This is a genomic window from Herbaspirillum sp. RV1423, from assembly GCF_000577615.1.
Lineage (GTDB): Bacteria > Pseudomonadota > Gammaproteobacteria > Burkholderiales > Burkholderiaceae_D > Herbaspirillum.
In genome coordinates this window covers 342,637-358,931 of record NZ_CBXX010000004.1, presented here as the reverse complement: position 1 = coordinate 358,931, position 16,295 = coordinate 342,637, and the positions used below count along the sequence as shown (strand labels likewise).

General features: G+C 61.2%; 15 protein-coding genes and 1 pseudogene. 9 read left to right on the top strand and 7 right to left on the bottom strand.

What is annotated here, in order from left to right:
• The first annotated feature begins 46 nt into the window (after window positions 1–46).
• Entirely contained in the window at window positions 47–1,561 is a 1,515-nt protein-coding gene (locus tag RV1423_RS06350; protein WP_051516517.1) for a sensor domain-containing diguanylate cyclase, read from the top strand.
• An 11-nt stretch (window positions 1,562–1,572) separates the two neighbouring features.
• On the opposite strand, the gene RV1423_RS06345 is transcribed toward RV1423_RS06350, so the two are convergent.
• From RV1423_RS06345 to RV1423_RS06335, 3 genes are all read right to left on the bottom strand, one after another.
• The gene (locus RV1423_RS06345; RefSeq protein WP_155835036.1) at window positions 1,573–1,911 is read right to left on the bottom strand and encodes a hypothetical protein; all 339 of its coding nucleotides are present in this window, start codon (window positions 1,909–1,911) and stop codon (window positions 1,573–1,575) included.
• Window positions 1,912–2,022: 111 nt separating this feature from the next.
• Window positions 2,023–2,979: a chemotaxis protein gene (locus tag RV1423_RS06340; protein WP_034294375.1), complete on the bottom strand. Its 957-nt coding sequence runs from the start codon at window positions 2,977–2,979 to the stop codon at window positions 2,023–2,025.
• 42 nt (window positions 2,980–3,021) lie between these two features.
• On the bottom strand, window positions 3,022–4,743 hold the full coding sequence (locus RV1423_RS06335; RefSeq protein WP_034294372.1) for a methyl-accepting chemotaxis protein: 1,722 nt from the start codon (window positions 4,741–4,743) through the stop codon (window positions 3,022–3,024).
• A 351-nt stretch (window positions 4,744–5,094) separates the two neighbouring features.
• Here RV1423_RS06335 and map point away from each other — a divergent pair, with 351 nt between their 5' ends.
• Both map and RV1423_RS06325 read left to right on the top strand, forming a co-directional pair.
• Window positions 5,095–5,865, top strand: a complete 771-nt coding sequence (gene map, locus RV1423_RS06330; protein WP_197034891.1) for a type I methionyl aminopeptidase — start codon at window positions 5,095–5,097, stop codon at window positions 5,863–5,865.
• Between the two features lie 151 nt (window positions 5,866–6,016).
• A complete protein-coding gene (locus RV1423_RS06325) occupies window positions 6,017–7,099 on the top strand; it encodes a calcium:proton antiporter (RefSeq protein WP_034294367.1) in 1,083 nt (360 codons plus the stop codon).
• A gap of 6 nt (window positions 7,100–7,105) precedes the next feature.
• Here RV1423_RS06325 and RV1423_RS06320 read toward each other — a convergent pair whose 3' ends face one another.
• Both RV1423_RS06320 and RV1423_RS06315 read right to left on the bottom strand, forming a co-directional pair.
• Window positions 7,106–7,330 carry a DUF3820 family protein gene (locus tag RV1423_RS06320; protein WP_034294365.1) on the bottom strand — a complete coding sequence of 75 codons (225 nt, stop codon included), beginning with the start codon at window positions 7,328–7,330 and terminating at the stop codon, window positions 7,106–7,108.
• A 57-nt stretch (window positions 7,331–7,387) separates the two neighbouring features.
• Entirely contained in the window at window positions 7,388–8,965 is a 1,578-nt protein-coding gene (locus RV1423_RS06315; RefSeq protein WP_051516516.1) for a sensor domain-containing diguanylate cyclase, read from the bottom strand.
• Window positions 8,966–9,019: 54 nt separating this feature from the next.
• Between RV1423_RS06315 and RV1423_RS30590 the strand changes: the two genes are divergently transcribed.
• Window positions 9,020–9,364 carry an oxidoreductase-like domain-containing protein gene (locus RV1423_RS30590; protein ID WP_231502072.1) on the top strand — a complete coding sequence of 115 codons (345 nt, stop codon included), beginning with the start codon at window positions 9,020–9,022 and terminating at the stop codon, window positions 9,362–9,364.
• Between the two features lie 106 nt (window positions 9,365–9,470).
• On the top strand, window positions 9,471–10,379 hold the full coding sequence (gene ppk2, locus RV1423_RS06305; RefSeq protein WP_034294364.1) for a polyphosphate kinase 2: 909 nt from the start codon (window positions 9,471–9,473) through the stop codon (window positions 10,377–10,379).
• A gap of 152 nt (window positions 10,380–10,531) precedes the next feature.
• Here the strand turns inward: ppk2 and RV1423_RS06300 are convergent, their stop codons facing one another.
• A complete protein-coding gene (locus tag RV1423_RS06300) occupies window positions 10,532–11,056 on the bottom strand; it encodes a hypothetical protein (RefSeq protein WP_034294362.1) in 525 nt (174 codons plus the stop codon).
• 383 nt (window positions 11,057–11,439) lie between these two features.
• Here RV1423_RS06300 and RV1423_RS06295 point away from each other — a divergent pair, with 383 nt between their 5' ends.
• From RV1423_RS06295 to RV1423_RS06280, 4 genes and pseudogenes are all read left to right on the top strand, one after another.
• Complete coding sequence (locus RV1423_RS06295; protein WP_231502071.1) at window positions 11,440–11,952, top strand: OmpA family protein; 513 nt, start codon at window positions 11,440–11,442, stop codon at window positions 11,950–11,952.
• Window positions 11,953–11,972: 20 nt separating this feature from the next.
• A pseudogene (locus tag RV1423_RS30930) lies at window positions 11,973–12,991 on the top strand (NAD(P)-dependent oxidoreductase).
• Window positions 12,988–13,818: an amidohydrolase gene (locus tag RV1423_RS06285; RefSeq protein WP_034294360.1), complete on the top strand. Its 831-nt coding sequence runs from the start codon at window positions 12,988–12,990 to the stop codon at window positions 13,816–13,818. Before RV1423_RS30930 ends, RV1423_RS06285 begins: the two are co-directional and overlap by 4 nt.
• A 200-nt stretch (window positions 13,819–14,018) precedes the next feature.
• Window positions 14,019–15,152: a metallophosphoesterase gene (locus tag RV1423_RS06280; RefSeq protein WP_034294358.1), complete on the top strand. Its 1,134-nt coding sequence runs from the start codon at window positions 14,019–14,021 to the stop codon at window positions 15,150–15,152.
• An 87-nt stretch (window positions 15,153–15,239) separates the two neighbouring features.
• Here the strand turns inward: RV1423_RS06280 and RV1423_RS06275 are convergent, their stop codons facing one another.
• A complete protein-coding gene (locus RV1423_RS06275; protein WP_051516514.1) occupies window positions 15,240–16,211 on the bottom strand; it encodes a GlxA family transcriptional regulator in 972 nt (323 codons plus the stop codon).
• Between the last annotated feature and the right edge of the window lie 84 nt (window positions 16,212–16,295).

Sequence of the window (16,295 nt, the reverse complement as noted above, 5' to 3'; positions counted from 1 at the left end):
CGGCAAGCAAGCGTCTGAGACTGCAGCCACAACAAGCCGGAGACCCATGCATTACTACAAGCGCTCTCCCACCGCGTTGCTGGCTTCTGCCTTCGTGTTGATGGCGTGTATCTCGCTGATCGGCCTGGATGCCTGGCGTACCTGGCAGGCGCGGGTAATCCAGGAGCGCGAGGCGGGTACTGCCGTTACCAACATGGCGCGTGCGCTGGCTCAGCATGCCGACGATACGTTCAAGGCAGCCGATACGGTGCTGATCGGAGTGCTGGAGCGCATCAGGGGGGATGGCGTCGGCCCGGCCGCGCTGGAACGCCTGCATCGCCTGCTGGTGTTGCAGGCGCTGGAGCTGCCGCAGCTCGACGGCATCTCCGTTTACGACCGGGACGGCCGCTGGGTGGTCAATTCGCGGCCGGCAATCGATCGTCGCCGGAGCAGCGCCGATCGTGCGTATTTCATTTATCACCGCGACCATTCCGACCCGGGGCCTTATGTCGGTCCGCCGATCAGGAGCCGTTCCAGCGGCAAATGGGTGGCCACCGTCACGCGCCGCATCGCCAGCGCCGACGGCAGTTTCGGCGGGGTGGTGCTGGCCACTGTCGACATGGCGTATTTCCAACGCTTCTATGACAGCTTCGATATCGGCAAGTCTGGCGCCATCATCTTGGCGCTCGACAGCGGCACCATGGTGTTCCGGCGTCCGCTGCGCGAGGACTCGATCGGTAAAAGCATGGTGGGCACGGTGATTTTTAGCGATTACGCGTCAAAGAAGGCCAGTGGCATTGCGCTCATCAAATCTTCGCAGGATGGCGTGCTGCGCATCAACGGCTATCGTCGCCTGAAGAACTATCCGATGTTCGTGGCGGCGGCGCTGTCCAACGACGAGGTTCTATCCGGGTGGCGTACTGATGCCTATATACACATGGCGGGCGTTCTGGTGCTGGTGATCGGCTTTGCGTTCATGGGGCGCCGCGTGGTGGCGCAGATCGATCAACGCGTCGTTGTCGAGAACGAGGCGAACGAAGCGCGCGCGCAGGTGGAAAGGCTGAATCTGACATTGGCCAGGATGGCCATGCAGGACGGCCTGACAGGCCTGGCCAACCGGCGCCAGTTCGATGCTGCACTGCTCAGGGAAATAAGTCGCGCTGTACGCAGCGGCGACAGCCTGTCGTTGATCATGATAGATGCCGACCGCTTCAAGTTCTACAACGACTTGTATGGCCACCTGGCCGGCGACGAGTGCTTACGCAGGATAGGCCAGTCGATTCTGTCCGGGGAGCGGCGCAGCGGCGATCTGGCCGCGCGCTATGGCGGCGAGGAGTTCGCGATCATTCTGCCGGATTGCGACATGGCGGGAGCGGTGGAGATTGCGGAACAGATACGGCTGGCAGTGCGCGCGCAGGAGATTCCGCATTCGGGCAACCCCGGCGGCATCGTGACGGTCAGCTTGGGTATCTGCTCTCTGAAGACAGTGGAAAAAGGGATGGAAGCCAAGGATCTGATCGATGTCGCGGATCAGGCGCTGTACCGCGCCAAAGCCGATGGCAGGGATCGCGTCGCCGTCTGAAGCGCGAAGGTTTATTGAGCTGCTTTCGACGGCATGGTGTGAGTCTGCTCTTGCGATTCAGGGGTCATGGTTTCGCCGGCGACGACTTGCATTTCTTCTTCCGACGTCGATACTTGCGACGGTGCTTTGCCGGCGTTCCGGTTGAGCACGTAGATTTCCGCAGTGCGCATTTTCGGACTGTTGCCAGCCGGCTTCACGTCCTTGATCCGATACTGTTCCAGGTCATGCTCCCATTTTTTCTCCCGATACCGGAAATAGGCCAGGAAAATCAGGCCTACGGTGAGATAGGACACGACGGCGAAGAACATGTCTTGCTGAAACAGGCTGGCGATGAAATCCATGGCGGTCACTTACTTTCAATGTGCGTTGCTGCTGGGTTGCAGGAGGAGATGCAGGAATGATAGGAAAGTTCTCCTTGCTCCGGTATCGGGGAATTCCTTATCCCTTGCAAATAGGCGGCGTCAACGCAGCAACGTCTTCCTGAGCGTGGCTGCAAGTTCGTCGATGGCGAACTTGGCGACGTAGCCGTCGGCGCCGACGCTGCGCACATGGTCTTCGTTGGCGGAACCCGACAGCGAGGAATGGATCACCACCGGAATGCTCTTATAGCGCTGATCGGCCTTGACGTTGCGCGTGAGCGTGAAGCCGTCCATCTCCGGCATTTCCAGGTCGGTCAGCAGCAGCGCCACCTTGTCGGCGATCTGTTTGCCCTCGCGTTGCGCCTCCGCGCCCAGCGACTGCAATTTTTCCCAGGCTTCCTTGCCGCTCCTGGTCATGATGCAGGGGACGCCTAGCGCGTGCAATCCTTCTTCGATCAAGGCGCGCGCCACCTTGGAGTCATCCGCCGCCAGTACGACGGCGCCGGGTTTGATCAGGCTCTTGAGTTCACCGGCATGGCTATGGTCGAGCGATTGCCTGACCGGCGAGATGAGGTCGAGTATCTGTTCCACATCCAGCACCTGCACCAGGCGTCCGCCGTCGACGTTGGTGTCCAGGCGCGCGATGCTGGTGACCAGGTCGCCCCCGGCGCTGGCTTCCGCCGACAGCACCTGGCTCCAGTCGAGGCGCACGATTTCTTCCACCGACTCCACCGCGAAGGCTTGCGTGTTGCGCGCATACTCGGTGATCAGCAGGATGTTCAGGCCTGTCTTCGGCGTACAACCGGTCACCGCCGGCAAGTCGATCACCGAGATCACCTGGCCGCGGATATTGACCATGCCGAGCAATGGCGGCTTGGTGCCGGCAGCCGTGGTGATCGGCAGCATCGGCACGATCTCGCGGATCTTGAAGACGTTGATGCCGAACAGCTCTCCGATATCACCGCCACCGGCGCTGCCGAGGCGGAACAGCAACAGCTCGAACTTGTTGCTGGCGGTCAGGTTGGTGCGTTCGTCGATTTCTTTTTGGAATGCGTCCACGGAAATACCTCTAAGTTGTGCGGAGCAGGGATTCACCTGCAATCAGAACTGTACCCACGAAGTCCCGTCATCGTTGGTCGTGGCAGGCGGTTTCAGCGTCGGCCTGGTGTTTTTCGCCAGTGCGGGTTGCTTGCCGGATCTGGCCGCTGCGTCGGACGGCGTGATGTCGATGGTGCGCCTGGATATGGCTGCGCTCGATTTACTCACTGCGCTGCGTTCGTCGAGCTTGAAGATGCCGACCACTTCCGACAGTCTGCCGGCCTGCTCTTGCATCGACTGCGCGGCGGCGGCGGCCTGCTCCACCAATGCTGCGTTTTGCTGGGTGACTTCGTCCATCTGCGTGATGGCCCGGTTGATCTGCTCGATGCCCTGGCTTTGTTCCTGGCTGGCAGCCGTGATTTCGCTGACGACGTCGGTCACGCGCCGGACGCTGTTGACGACTTCGTCCATGGTGGCGCCGGCCTGTTTGACCAGCTTGCTGCCGGTATCGACCTTGGAGACCGAATCGTCAATGAGGACCTTGATTTCCTTGGCGGCAGCGGCGCTGCGCTGGGCCAGGTTGCGCACTTCGCTGGCGACCACGGCAAAACCGCGACCCTGTTCACCGGCGCGCGCAGCTTCCACCGCAGCGTTGAGCGCCAGGATATTGGTTTGGAAGGCGATGCCATCGATCACGCTGATGATGTCGACGATTTTCTTCGACGAATCATTGATCGAACCCATGGTGTCGACCACCTTGCCGACCACATCGCCGCCGGCGATCGCCACTTCGGATGCGGTCACGGCAAGCTGGTTGGCCTGGCATGCGTTATCGGCATTCTGCTTGACGGCCGAAGTCAGTTCTTCCATGGCGGAGGCGGTCTCTTCCAGCGAACCGGCTTGTTGTTCCGTGCGCGAGGACAGGTCCATGTTGCCGCTGGCTATTTCATTGGATGCCGTGGCGATGGTGTCGGTGCCGATACGTACTTCGCCGACGATTTTCAGCAGGTTGTCGTTCATGCCCTTGAGGGCAGCGAGCAACCGGCCGGTTTCATCCTTGCCCGCCGGATTGATCGTGGCGGTGAGGTCGCCGCCGGCGACGCGCTGCGCCACTTCCAGGGCTTCGTTCAGGGGGCGCGAAATCACGCGCGAAATCCAGACCGCCAGGGACATGGCGAGGCCGATGCAGATCGCCAGCATCAAGATGATCCACAGACGCGAACTGTTGTAAGTGGCGTCGGCGTTCGTATTGGAAATAGTCGCGCCTTTTTCGTTGACTTTAACCAGGCGCTCAAGCTGTCCGATCAGGGTGCGGTATGTCACGGTGGATTCGCCTTTCAGCACGACGCGGGCTTCTTCGTTTCTGTTCACGCGTGAGAGGTCGAGGATTTTCTTGTGCTCGGCGAGGAACACGACGATTGCCTTTTCCACCTCGGGATAGACGGCTCTTTCTTCCGGCTCGCTGATTTCCGTCTGATATTCCTGTTGCTGTTTGGCCAGCGCGGCGATAAATTGGTCGCCGTTGCGCTCGATCTCGTCGAATTCCTTGGGCGAGGACGCCAGGATGTGTTGCAGCTCGATGTTGCGGATGCGGGCCAGCGACAGTTTTATTTCCGACAGGGAGCGGATGCTCGGCAGCCAGTTGGTGGCGATCTCGGTCGACGCCTCGTTGACGTGGCCCAGCTCGCGGATGGCGAAGGTTCCCAGCACCGTCTCCAGGGCGATGATGATGAAAAAGACTGAGATCAGTTTTTTTGTGATGTTGAGATCGTAAAACCATTTCATGGTGTTCTCCTGACTGACGACGGACGACTCAGCGATGCCGCAGAACGAGCACGGGATATCAGCGGCATCGCGAATGTTTCTGGCCATCAGGCAGGGATGCCGGCGGGGCGCCGGAACTGGGGTTGTTCCGGAACCGCGCAAGTCAGTCCGCTATGCCCGATGTGAGACGGAGCTTATTGGAGAAACTTGCACTGGGGTATCAGTCGATTCCTGATAGCCGCAAAGCAACTATCGGCGGTGCCGGCGCGGGCTTCAGGAAGGGGAGATGAAGGGAGATGGGAATGAAAAAAGCCCGCCTCGTGCGCACTATGGACCTGATCGGGGATAATAGAGACCTTTTCCCAACCGAGGATCGTCGTGGCAGTCTCCATCAAAACCGAAAAACAGATTGCCATGATGCGTGTGGCGGGCGGCCTTGCGGCGGAAGTGCTGGAGATGATCGGCAAATATGTGGCGCCCGGTGTAACGACCGAGGAACTCGACCGGCGCTGCCACGATTACATCCGCAAGGTGCAGAAGGCCACGCCCGCCAATATCGGCTACCACGGTTTCCCTAAAACCTTATGTACGTCGATCAATAGCGTGGTGTGTCATGGCATTCCCAGCACCAAGGATGTGCTCAAGGACGGCGACATCCTCAACATTGACGTCACCGTGATCAAGGACGGCTGGCATGGCGACACCAGTCGCATGTACTTCGTCGGTACACCCGAACCGGAAGCTGCGCGCCTGGTGCAGACCACGCTCGACGCCATGCTGGCCGGCATCGCCGCGGTGCGGCCGGGCGTACGCCTGGGCGACGTCGGCCACGCGATCCAGACGCTGGCCGAAGCGGCCGGTTATTCCGTGGTGCGCGAATATTGCGGACACGGCATCGGCAAGGTGTATCACGAAGAGCCGCAGGTGCTGCATTACGGCACGCGCAACTCAGGGTTGCTGTTGCGGCAGGGCATGACCTTCACCATCGAACCGATGATCAATATGGGCGCGCGCGGCGTGCAGCAATTGGCCGACGGCTGGACCGTGGTCACGCGCGACGGCTCGCTGTCGGCGCAGTGGGAGCACATGATCGCCGTGACCGCCGACGGTGCCGAAATCCTGACGCCCTGGCCGTCCGCATAGGCTGGACACAGACCGTCGCGTTTTCCCGTGATGGCGGCAACGAAGCCGCCGCACACATCGGTTATTATCTTTTTCCGCCAGGTATGGCGTGCCGACACGCGCCTGCGGCACCGGTATTTCATCCACCGTTCTGACAACGATAGAAAATCTCATGAAAATTTCCCCGTCGCTGCCGTTGTGGTCCATCGTTTCACCCGTCATTGGCTGGCTGGTCTATGCCGCCAACGGTTTGCAACCCGGCGGCTGGTTCGCCGCCTTTCTGGTGGCGGGCCTGATGGCCAGCGTGCTGGCGGCGGTGTACCACGCCGAAGTAGTGGCGCACAAGGTCGGCGAGCCGTTCGGCACGCTGGTGCTGGCGCTGGCGGTGACATTGATTGAAGTGGCGCTGATCGTTTCTCTGATGCTCGCTGGCGGGGAGGCGACCACGGGACTGGCGCGCGACACGGTGTTCGCGGCCATCATGATCATCCTCAACGGCATCGTCGGCATTTGCCTGCTGGTGGGCGCCAGCCGCCATCGCGAACAATCGTTCGGCCAACACGGCGTCAGCGCATCGCTGGCGACGCTGGCGGCGATCGCGGTGCTGACGCTGGTCTTGCCGAACTACACGCTGACCAAGGTCGGGCCGTTTTACAGCGCCAGCCAATTGGCCTTCATTGCGGTGATCTCGCTGGTCTTGTACGGCACCTTTGTGCTGGTGCAGACAGTGCGTCACCGTGACTATTTCCTGCCCGAAAACGCCGCCGCCGATGAAGAAGTCCACGCTGAACCGCCGTCCGACAAGGTTGCCATTGCCAGCGCGCTATTGCTGCTGGCTTGCCTGGGCGCAGTGGTGTTGCTGGCGAAATCGCTGGCGCCGACGCTGGAAACGGCGCTCGACAATCTGGGTGCGCCGAAGTCGGTGGTGGGCATCATCATCGCCGCCATCGTGCTGCTGCCCGAAGGCCTCGCGGCGGTGCGCGCGGCGCGCGCCAATCGTTTGCAGACCAGCCTCAATCTTGCGATCGGCTCTGCGCTGGCCAGCATCGGGCTGACCATTCCGGCCGTGGCGGTGGTGTCGCTGGCGACCGGCTGGACGTTGTCGCTCGGCCTGGACATCAAATCGACGGTATTGCTGATGCTGTCGTTCATCGTCGCCGGTTTTTCGCTGAGCACCGGCCGTACCACGGTCATGCAAGGCATGGTGCATCTGGTGATCTTTGCGGTTTACCTGTTCACCACCATCGTTCCCTGACGGCGTTCAAGGGTCGCGGGCATCTTTGCGCAGGGGATCGAGCAAGTGGCGCAAGGCGTTGTGATCCAGCTCGTACATGAGCGCCAGCAAGCTGCCCAGTTCTCCGCGCGGAAACCCTTCGCGCGCGAACCAGCCGAGATAATGGCCGGGCAGGTCGGCCAGCAGCCGGCCCTTGTATTTTCCATAGGGCATTTCCATGCTGACCAGTTTGAGAAGGTGTTCCTGATTCATGGCGTGATGGATTGCGTGATTCATTGACATAGAACGTGCTGCATTGTGCCACGCCGGTCAGGGATAAGCGCTGTCGATAGCGACGTCGTCATGGCGCGCCACGCAATTGCGCCCCTTGGCTTTGGCAACATACAGCGCGCGGTCGGCTTGCTCCACCAGTTGTTCGGGCTGGTCCGATTGCCGCTTCGGGCGGATCGCCGCGACGCCGGCGCTGACCGTGACGACGGTCAGGGGACTGGCGGCGTGGCGGATGTCGAGCGCGACGATGCCGGCGCGGATGCGTTCAGCGATGACGGCGGCCGATTCCAGCGTCGTCTGCGGCAGCAGCACCACCATTTCTTCCCCGCCATAACGGGCCGCCATGTCGCCGAGCCGATGCGGCACCTTATTGATCAGATCGGCGATACGGCGCAGGCAGTCGTCGCCGGCACGGTGGCCGTAAATATCGTTGTACTGCTTGAACCAGTCGACGTCGAGCATGATCAACGCCAGCGAGTCATTGTTGCGCAGCGCGCGGGCGAATTCTTCGCTGAGCCCGATATCGAAGTGGCGGCGGTTGGCGAGGCCGGTCAGACTGTCTTCCAGCGCCAGGTTTTGCAGATGTTTGTTGAGCTGGTCGAGGTTGTCGCGCGCGACCATCAACTCCGCCTCGGTTTCCAGGCGCAGCTTGATCTGACGCAGCAGCCAGTTGCCCAGCAGCGCCAGGATCAGGATCAGAATCAGGATGCCGGCGGTATGGTGCAGGGTGTCTTCCGCCCAGCCGTCCAGCACTTCTTCCTTGGACAATGCGATCGCCACGAACAGCGGGAACTGGTTGAAATGCCGATAGGCATTGATCCTGTCCTTGCCGTCGACGGTGGATGGCGTGGTGTGCGTGCCGTCATGGTTTTTGGCGACGTAGTCGCGGAAGATCGGCACGTTGTTCAGATCAACGCCGACATATCTGTCGAAGAAGGGGCGGCGCACCAGCATCGTGCCTTCATTCAGCCCGAGGATGATCAGGCCGTTCTTGCCGATATTGAAAGTGTTATAGAAATTGCGGAAGTAATCGATGTCGATCGCCGCCAGCACCACGCCGCGAAAACGTCCGTCGGGATAGTCGAAGCGGCGCGACACGGTCAGGCGCCAGGCGCCAGCGGGATTCTTGATCAGCGGCCCGACATACGGTCTCCGGTCAGGGTGGTCGCGATGGTATCGGAAGTAGGCACGGCCGCTGACATTACCGCTGAACGGCGTATCGTTGGAGTCGCCGATGGCATTGCCTTCGGCGTCCAGGATGAGCAGCCCCGCCAGTTGCGCCAGTTCGCTCACGCGTTTCTTCAGCAACTTGTGCATGCGCGGTTTCAGCGCGTCGCCGATGCCCTCAGATTCCAGCATGTCGACCGTGCCGGAGAGGATCAGGTCGGCCGCCTTGAGCGTATCGTCGCCGTGCTGGGCCAGCGCCCGCGCCATGTTGACGATGCTGGTTTCGGTCTCGTTGAGTCGTTCGGTGCGCGCTTTCCAGGCTTGCCAGCCGTCGACCGCGAGCAGCGAGATGCAGACGATGACGAAAAATATTTTCGCCCTGAAAACCAGGGCGGAATCGCGGCCGGTGTTTTCAGAAATGGTTTTCTTCGGTTGCTGCGGTACGCTCATAACAGGGTGTTCGTTTATTCTCGCGTCTTTAGCTGAACGGATTCCTACGCCCCCATGCTACTGGAAAATACGTTTGGACTGCCGGGTAGTATGTTTTTCTCGGCAAATATTTGCGTATCGCGACGCGTTGGCAACACACTGGAAGCTCGCATGAGCTTGATGCCTGGAAAGAATTTTATAATCCGGATATTTGCCACGCTGTCCGCCATGCCGAACTTCATTCCCGTCGACGATCCACAGCCGGTTCCACCAAGAGAGCCCGAGTTGGAGGACTGTTGCCAGAGCGGTTGCGATCCCTGCATCTTCGATATTTACCAGAATGCGCTGGAGCGCTATCGCATCGCCTTACGGGAATGGCAGGCGCGCCAGGACACGATAAATAATTCCGGCAAGCAATAAACGATGCTTCTGTCACCTGAAGGTCATAATCCTCAGGTATGTTCCAACGGTGCCAACCGACAGGCCGGACACCGATCCGGGCCGTCATCCCCCCGATGGAGAAAAAATGAACGACGAAGAACTGGTGCGCCGTATACACCGCGAGCTGGCCGACAGCTACGACGAAGAGTTGGAACTGGAAATCGAAGACCGCACCATAGAAGAACTGGCTGGCGGCGTCGACGCCAAGACCGAGCAGGACAAGGCCGATCGTCGTTTGTATTTCCGCGAACTGTTTCGCCTGCAGGCCGAATTGGTCAAGCTGCAGGACTGGGTGGTCGCCACCGGCCACAAGGTGGTGATCCTGTTTGAAGGCCGCGATGCGGCGGGCAAGGGCGGCGTCATCAAGCGCATCACCCAGCGCCTCAATCCGCGTGTTTGCCGCGTGGCCGCCTTGCCGGCGCCGAACGACCGCGAACGCACGCAATGGTATTTCCAGCGCTACGTGTCGCACCTGCCGGCCGCCGGTGAAATCGTCCTGTTCGACCGCAGTTGGTACAACCGCGCCGGCGTCGAGCGCGTCATGGGCTTTTGCACCGACGACCAGTACGAGGAGTTCTTCCGTTCCGCGCCCGAGTTCGAACGCATGCTGGCGCGCTCCGGCATCCAACTGATCAAATACTGGTTCTCGATCACCGACGAAGAACAGCACATGCGCTTCCTGAGCCGCATCCACGATCCGCTCAAGCAGTGGAAACTGAGTCCGATGGACCTCGAATCGCGCCGCCGCTGGGAGGATTACACCAAGGCCAAGGAAATCATGCTTGAACGCACCCATATCCCGGAAGCGCCGTGGTGGGTGGTGCAGGCGGTCGACAAGAAAAAGGCGCGCCTGAACTGCATCCATCATCTGCTGAACCTGATGCCGTATGCGGAAATCGAGCATGCGCCGATTTCGCTGCCGGAACGCGTGCGCCACGACGATTATTTCCGCCGCGAAGTGTCAAGCGAAATCGTGGTGCCGGAAATTTATTGAAGACGCCCGATACGACGCCGGGTCCTGACTTTCGTCAGGACGATGGTTGCGATGGACTGACAATGCGGTAGGGAGCTTCTGCACTTGATTGAACGGCATTAAGCCGCAGAGCTCCCGTTTTTCATCTGCGAACGGCGTCCGCGAGTCTTCGTTCAGAAGTACTTCTTGATGATTTCGCCGAAGGCTTGTTCTGCCGGCATGCCGCCGCGCATCAGCGTGGTGATTTCTTCCGAATGTTCGCCGATGGTGTCGGGCAGCGTTGCACGGTTGGCCTTGAAGTATTCGTATTTTTCGCTATCGACCAGTTCCTTGGCGCGGGTCGCGGCGCTTGGCGCGCGCACACCGCTGGAGCGCGTGACGCGGCCGGTGCTCAGGCTGCGGGTGGTTTTTCCGCCGCCTGCCTTGGCCAGCCTGATCTGGTCCAGCGTAAACACCCCGGTGGCGTTGCCCGGCACGAATTCACCGTCTTCCGGATGATGCAGGTGATGGTTGCCGTCGAAAGCCATTTTCTTGCCGGCGGTATTGGTCAACTGATAATGCGGACCGTTGCCGGAAGTCACCAGCGCGAACTGTACGCGTTCTCCGTAAATGGTCATCTGTTCGAGGACTCCTCCCAGATAACCGGCTTTCAGGGATTCAATGTTGCCACTCCAGCGTTTGCTTCTTGTCGTAGTCAAAATAGTACTTCCGTAATGAATGATGGCGACCGCGCGCGAGGGGATCCCGGAGGAAAACAACGATCCGGACGGCCAACCCTTGATAAATCAGCTTGACCCTGCATTATCCTCTTCTCGGGTAAAGATTGACAGGGTGGGCCGGGAAAATTTGCCATGAAAGCCATGCAAGAACCTTGCAAAGGCACTTCCACGGCGGTTTCCGGCGGAGGGCTTGACGGCCGGAAATACTTCCTTGCGACAACATCGACACTATAATATCCTGCCAAAACGGTTGTGCGCTGTTCATTGTCGCATCGACAACAAGAAACGGATCAAGAAGCAGATCATGGGACTGGGAATCATTTCTTGCCGTTTGCGCCGGCCAGAAAGAGCACTTTGTCCTGTTGCCGCAGCAGGACGGCTCGTCCAGCAGCATCGTGGTCAGGACTGCCAGCGGCGAAACCCCGCTTGCCACGCCTTACACCTCGGTCGAGACGCAAGGCGGCAAGGCCGGCAAGACGCTCACACTCACAGACGCCGAAGTCGGGCAGCGCTATGCGTCGGTGATGCAGAACCTGCCGATGCGATCGCGCACCTATGTGCTGCTGTTCGAACCGGGCACCGATCGCCTGACGCCCGCCTCGCGTCGATTCCTTACTCAGGCGATTGGAGAGTTCAGGCAGTTCCCGGCCGGCGAGTTCATCCTGATCGGCCATGCCGACAACATCGGCAACGAAGCCTTCAACGATGCCTTATCGGTGCGGCGCGCCAAGTTGGTCGAGCGCGAACTGATACGTGCTAAAGTCGACCTCATCAGCGTCGAAGTCATCGGCAAGGGTTCTCGCGAGCCGCGCGTACCGGCGAAGAAAGGCGCACCCGAGCCGCGCAATCGCTACGTCGAAATCAAGCTGCGCTAAATCATTCTTCATTCAGAGACATGGCCGACATTTATCTCGCGTACTCGCCCGAGACACGCGCCAACTACTATGGCGACAAGCCGCTGGCGCGCCTGCAGGCATTGGGCGAGGTGCGCCTGAACCGGAGCGAGACGCCGCTGACGCCGGCCGACCTGGTGCGCGAAGCCGCAGGCTGCGACATCATCGTCGCATCGCGCATTCCGGCGGCGACCGCCGAGGTGTTCGACCGGTTGCCGCAACTGGTCGCCTATTGCCGAGGCGCCGTCGACATCCGCAACATCGACGTCGTCGCCGCAGCCGCAACGGCGTACTGGTCACGCGCGCCACGCCCGGATTTGCCGCCTCGGTGGCGGAGTGGGTGCTGGCCGTCATGTTCGATCTCAGTCGCAACGTCAGCGAGTCGGCGCTGGCGTATCGCAACGGCATCGTGCCTGCAGTCAGAATGGGCCGAGAACTGCGCGGCGCGACGCTGGGCGTGGCCGGCTACGGCACCATCGGACAATACCTGTGCCGCATCGCGCAGGCGCTCGGCATGAGAATCCTGGTGGCCGATCCCTACGCCGCCATCGTCGAGCCGGCGCATGTGGCGACCGGCTTCGACGATCTGCTGATGCAAGCCGACTATGTGGTCTGCCTGGCCCCGGCCACCGCCGAGACGATGCAGTTGTTCAATGCGGCGGCGTTTGCGAAGATGCAGGCGTCGGCCATCTTCATCAACGCTTCGCGCGGCGAACTGGTCGATGAAACGGCGCTGCTGCATGCGCTCGACAACGGCGACATCGCCGCTTGCGCCATCGATGTCGGCATGGCGCCCGACCAGATGCCGTCGCCGCTGCTGGCGCGCCATCCGCGCTTGATCGCCACGCCGCATATCGGCGGATTGACGCCGCAAGCCGCCGAGCATCAGGCCATGGACACCGTCAACCAGGTCGCCGCGATTGTCGCCGGCCGCCTGCCGGACGGCGCCGTCAATGCCGACCGGGCCGGTCGCTTGGCGCGTTTTGTTTCAGCCAGTTCCAGCCAAGGGGGCTCGCCATGACTTCCACCGACTTGCCGACGCCGACCGGCGCTTGCGACTGCCACATCCATATTTACGATTACACGCGCTTCGCGCTGGCGCCGACGGCAATCTCGACGCCGCCGCAAGCCTTATGGCAGGACTATCGCCGCGAGCAGGAGCAGCTCGGCCTGACGCGCGCCGTCGTGGTCCAGCCGACCGGCTACGGCTTCGACAACCGCTGCACCCTCGATGCGCTGGAGCAGGCGCAAGGCAGCGCGCGCGGCATCGTCGCCATTCCGCTGGAGACGGATGAAAGCGAACTGGCGCGCATGGATGCCGCCGGCGTGCGCGGCGTGCGTTTCATGATGATCGCCAACGGCGGCGGCGTGATGCGCTGGGACATGCTGGAACCGCTGGCCGCCAAGATCGCGCCGCTGGGCTGGAACATCAACCTGCAAATCGACGGCCGCGATTTTGCGCAATATGAAGACGTGCTCGGCGCCTTGCCGTGCCGGCTCGTGATCGACCACAACGGCAAATTCCTCAAGCCGGTCGCGCGCGATCATGCCGGCATGCGCAGCTTGTTGCGCCTGCTGGAGAGCGGGCGCTGCTGGATCAAACTGTCGGCGCCGTACGAGACTTCGCAAACCGGTGCGCCGGGCTACGAAGACGTCGGCGCGCTGGCGCAAATCTTCGTGCATGAATTTCCCGAGCGTTGCTTGTGGGCCAGCAACTGGCCGCATCCGGGGCGCAATCCGCCGCCGTCCAATCGCGACCTGCTCGATCTGCTGTCGGCGTGGGCGCCGTCGTCGGAGCTGCGCAGGCGCATACTGGTCGACAATCCGGCGGCGCTTTATCGGTTCTGAGCGCGACCGAGGTCGGCCTCGGATATTGCGTGCTCCTGCAAGTATTTTTTTGCGAGCTTGCACCGCATCGGTGCGCGGGTCGGGAAAAGATGGCAATCCGATCATCAATTCTTCAGGCTAGCGTCAGCAATGCAAGACAGCCATTGAAAACGCCGTATGCATACCAACATGCACGCCAACACATTCCTTTGCGAGTTCCCATGCCGTCACGCTTCACCATCGTTCTTGTGCTCTCCATACTGGGCGCCTTGCATGCGTGGATAGGCTGGCGCATCCTGCCCGCGCTCGACGTCGATACCGGCTGGCAGATTGTCGGCGGCGTGTTGCTGGTGCTGTCGTATTTCCTGATTCCGGCTGCGTTGTTGTCGCGCGCCATGCGCAACCAGCGCTGGGCCGACCGGCTGTCGTGGATCGGCATGTTGACAATGGGATTGTTTTCATCGCTGTTGCTGCTGACTATCGTGCGCGAGGTCGCCTTGCTGGCGTTGCCGCTCTTCCATGCAGCGATGCCGGAGATCGTCGAAAGCACCGCCTGGGCCGTGATCGGCTGCGCTTTGCTGTTGACGGCGATTGGTTATGTCAATGCGCGCCGGCTGGCGGCGGTGGTCGATGTGGACGTGCCGATCGCCAATCTGCCGGACGCGCTGCACGGCTTCACCATCATCCAGATCAGCGACATCCACATCGGCCCGACTATCAAGCGCAGTTACCTGCGTGCCGTCGTCGATAAGGTCAACGGGCTGGAGGCGGACATGGTGGCGATCACCGGCGATCTGGTCGACGGCAGCGTGCAGCAATTGTCCGAACACACCGCGCCGCTGGCGCAGTTGCGGTCGCGTCACGGGGCTTATTTCGTTACCGGCAACCATGAGTATTATTCCAATGCCCACGCGTGGATAGCCGAAGTGCGGCGCCTCGGCCTGACCGTGCTGATGAACGAGCATGTCGTGCTCGACCACGGCGGCGCGGCGCTGGTGCTGGCCGGCGTGACCGATTTCACCGCGCATCATTTCGACGAAAGCCATCGCAGCGATCCGCATGCGGCGATCCGCAACGCGCCGGTCAGCGGCGCCAGGATACTGCTGGCGCATCAGCCGCGTTCGGCGGCTGCGGCGGCCGATGCAGGGTTCGATCTGCAGTTGTCGGGACATACCCACGGAGGGCAGTTCTTTCCGTGGAATTTTTTTGTGCCGTTGCAGCAGCCTTACGTTGCCGGGCTTAACAAACTGCGCAATTTGTGGGTGTATACCAGCCGGGGGACGGGGTATTGGGGGCCGCCTAAGCGGTTGTTGGCGCCTTCGGAGATTACTCGGGTGAGGTTGGTGCGGGCTTGATGGCTTTGTGTTTGTGTTTTGTTCCGACTTTTTTCTTTAGGTAACTTGGTTTTTTCTTTCTTCGATGGCGTTGCTCCCGCCTCAACTTCAAAGATACAGAGCTTCTTGCCGCCGCTGTGCGCGCCTGATCGCTTGCGGCGGATAGCCGAATATGCGCAGGAAGGCGCGGCGCATGCGTTCCGGGTCGTCGAAGCCGACTGCGCGGGCGATGTTTTCCAGCGATTCTTCTCCTGCTTCTACGCGCGGACGGGCGGCTTCGGCGCGCAGCTTCTCTATCGCCTTGGCCGGCGTCTGGCCGGTTTCGGCGCTGAAGGCGCGGTCGAACTGGCGACGGCTCAGGCAGGCGATTTCCGCTAGTCGGTCCGCCGTCAGCGTTTCATGCAGATGGTTGCGCGCATAGCTCAGCGTCTCGCGGATGCGCCCCGACGAGGGGTCCATTTCCAGCAGGTTTGAGAATTGCGATTGTCCACCGGGACGCCGGTGATATACCACCAGCTCACGCGCCACCGCACGCGCCAGTTCCACGCCCAGGTCTTCTTCGATCAACGCCAGCGCCAGGTCGATGCCCGCCGAGATGCCGGCCGAGGTCCAGACGTCGCCGTCCTTGATGAAAATCTTGTCGCTGTCGACCTGCACCGCCGGGTGCATGCGCTGCAGGCGCGCCGCCATGCGCCAGTGTGTGGTGGCACGCTTGCCGTCGAGCAGGCCCGCCGCCGCCAGCACGAACGCGCCGGTGCAGACGCTGGCCACGCGGCGCGCCTTGGTGGCGGCGTGCCGGGTGTATTCCAGCAATGTCTCCGACAGTAAGCCTTCGCGCGGACCGGCGCCGCCGGCGACGATCAGCGTGTCGAATGCCGAGCGCTCAAGCGGGTGGGTGATCACGGCCGTGCCGGACGCGCTTTCCAGCATGCCGCCTTGCTCCGACATCACGCGCAATTGATAGGGCCTTGCCTTGCCCTTTTCCGTACTGAGCCGGTTGGCGACGTCGAAGGCAGTCAGCGGCCCGGTGAAGTCGAGCAGGCTGCAATCGAGGAAAAGCAAAAATCCGATCTTGCGCATGGCGTAATGTCCTGAATGGTCCGGGATGCGGGTTGTCTAAAAACGAGGTTTTTATGTCATTTTGGACGGATGGTGGCACGGCAC

What these genes read in the sequence shown, in the direction of transcription:
- RV1423_RS06320 (WP_034294365.1), bottom strand. Translation starts at nt 7,330, where the DNA reads ATGAATCAGGAACACCTTCTCAAACTGGTCAGCATGGAAATGCCCTAT.
- RV1423_RS06280 (WP_034294358.1), top strand. Translation starts at nt 14,019, where the DNA reads ATGCCGTCACGCTTCACCATCGTTCTTGTGCTCTCCATACTGGGCGCC.
- RV1423_RS06350 (WP_051516517.1), top strand. Translation starts at nt 47, where the DNA reads ATGCATTACTACAAGCGCTCTCCCACCGCGTTGCTGGCTTCTGCCTTC.
- ppk2 (WP_034294364.1), top strand. Translation starts at nt 9,471, where the DNA reads ATGAACGACGAAGAACTGGTGCGCCGTATACACCGCGAGCTGGCCGAC.
- RV1423_RS06325 (WP_034294367.1), top strand. Translation starts at nt 6,017, where the DNA reads ATGAAAATTTCCCCGTCGCTGCCGTTGTGGTCCATCGTTTCACCCGTC.
- RV1423_RS06335 (WP_034294372.1), bottom strand. Translation starts at nt 4,743, where the DNA reads ATGAAATGGTTTTACGATCTCAACATCACAAAAAAACTGATCTCAGTC.
- RV1423_RS06285 (WP_034294360.1), top strand. Translation starts at nt 12,988, where the DNA reads ATGACTTCCACCGACTTGCCGACGCCGACCGGCGCTTGCGACTGCCAC.
- RV1423_RS06275 (WP_051516514.1), bottom strand. Translation starts at nt 16,211, where the DNA reads ATGCGCAAGATCGGATTTTTGCTTTTCCTCGATTGCAGCCTGCTCGAC.
- RV1423_RS30590 (WP_231502072.1), top strand. Translation starts at nt 9,020, where the DNA reads ATGCTACTGGAAAATACGTTTGGACTGCCGGGTAGTATGTTTTTCTCG.
- RV1423_RS06315 (WP_051516516.1), bottom strand. Translation starts at nt 8,965, where the DNA reads ATGAGCGTACCGCAGCAACCGAAGAAAACCATTTCTGAAAACACCGGC.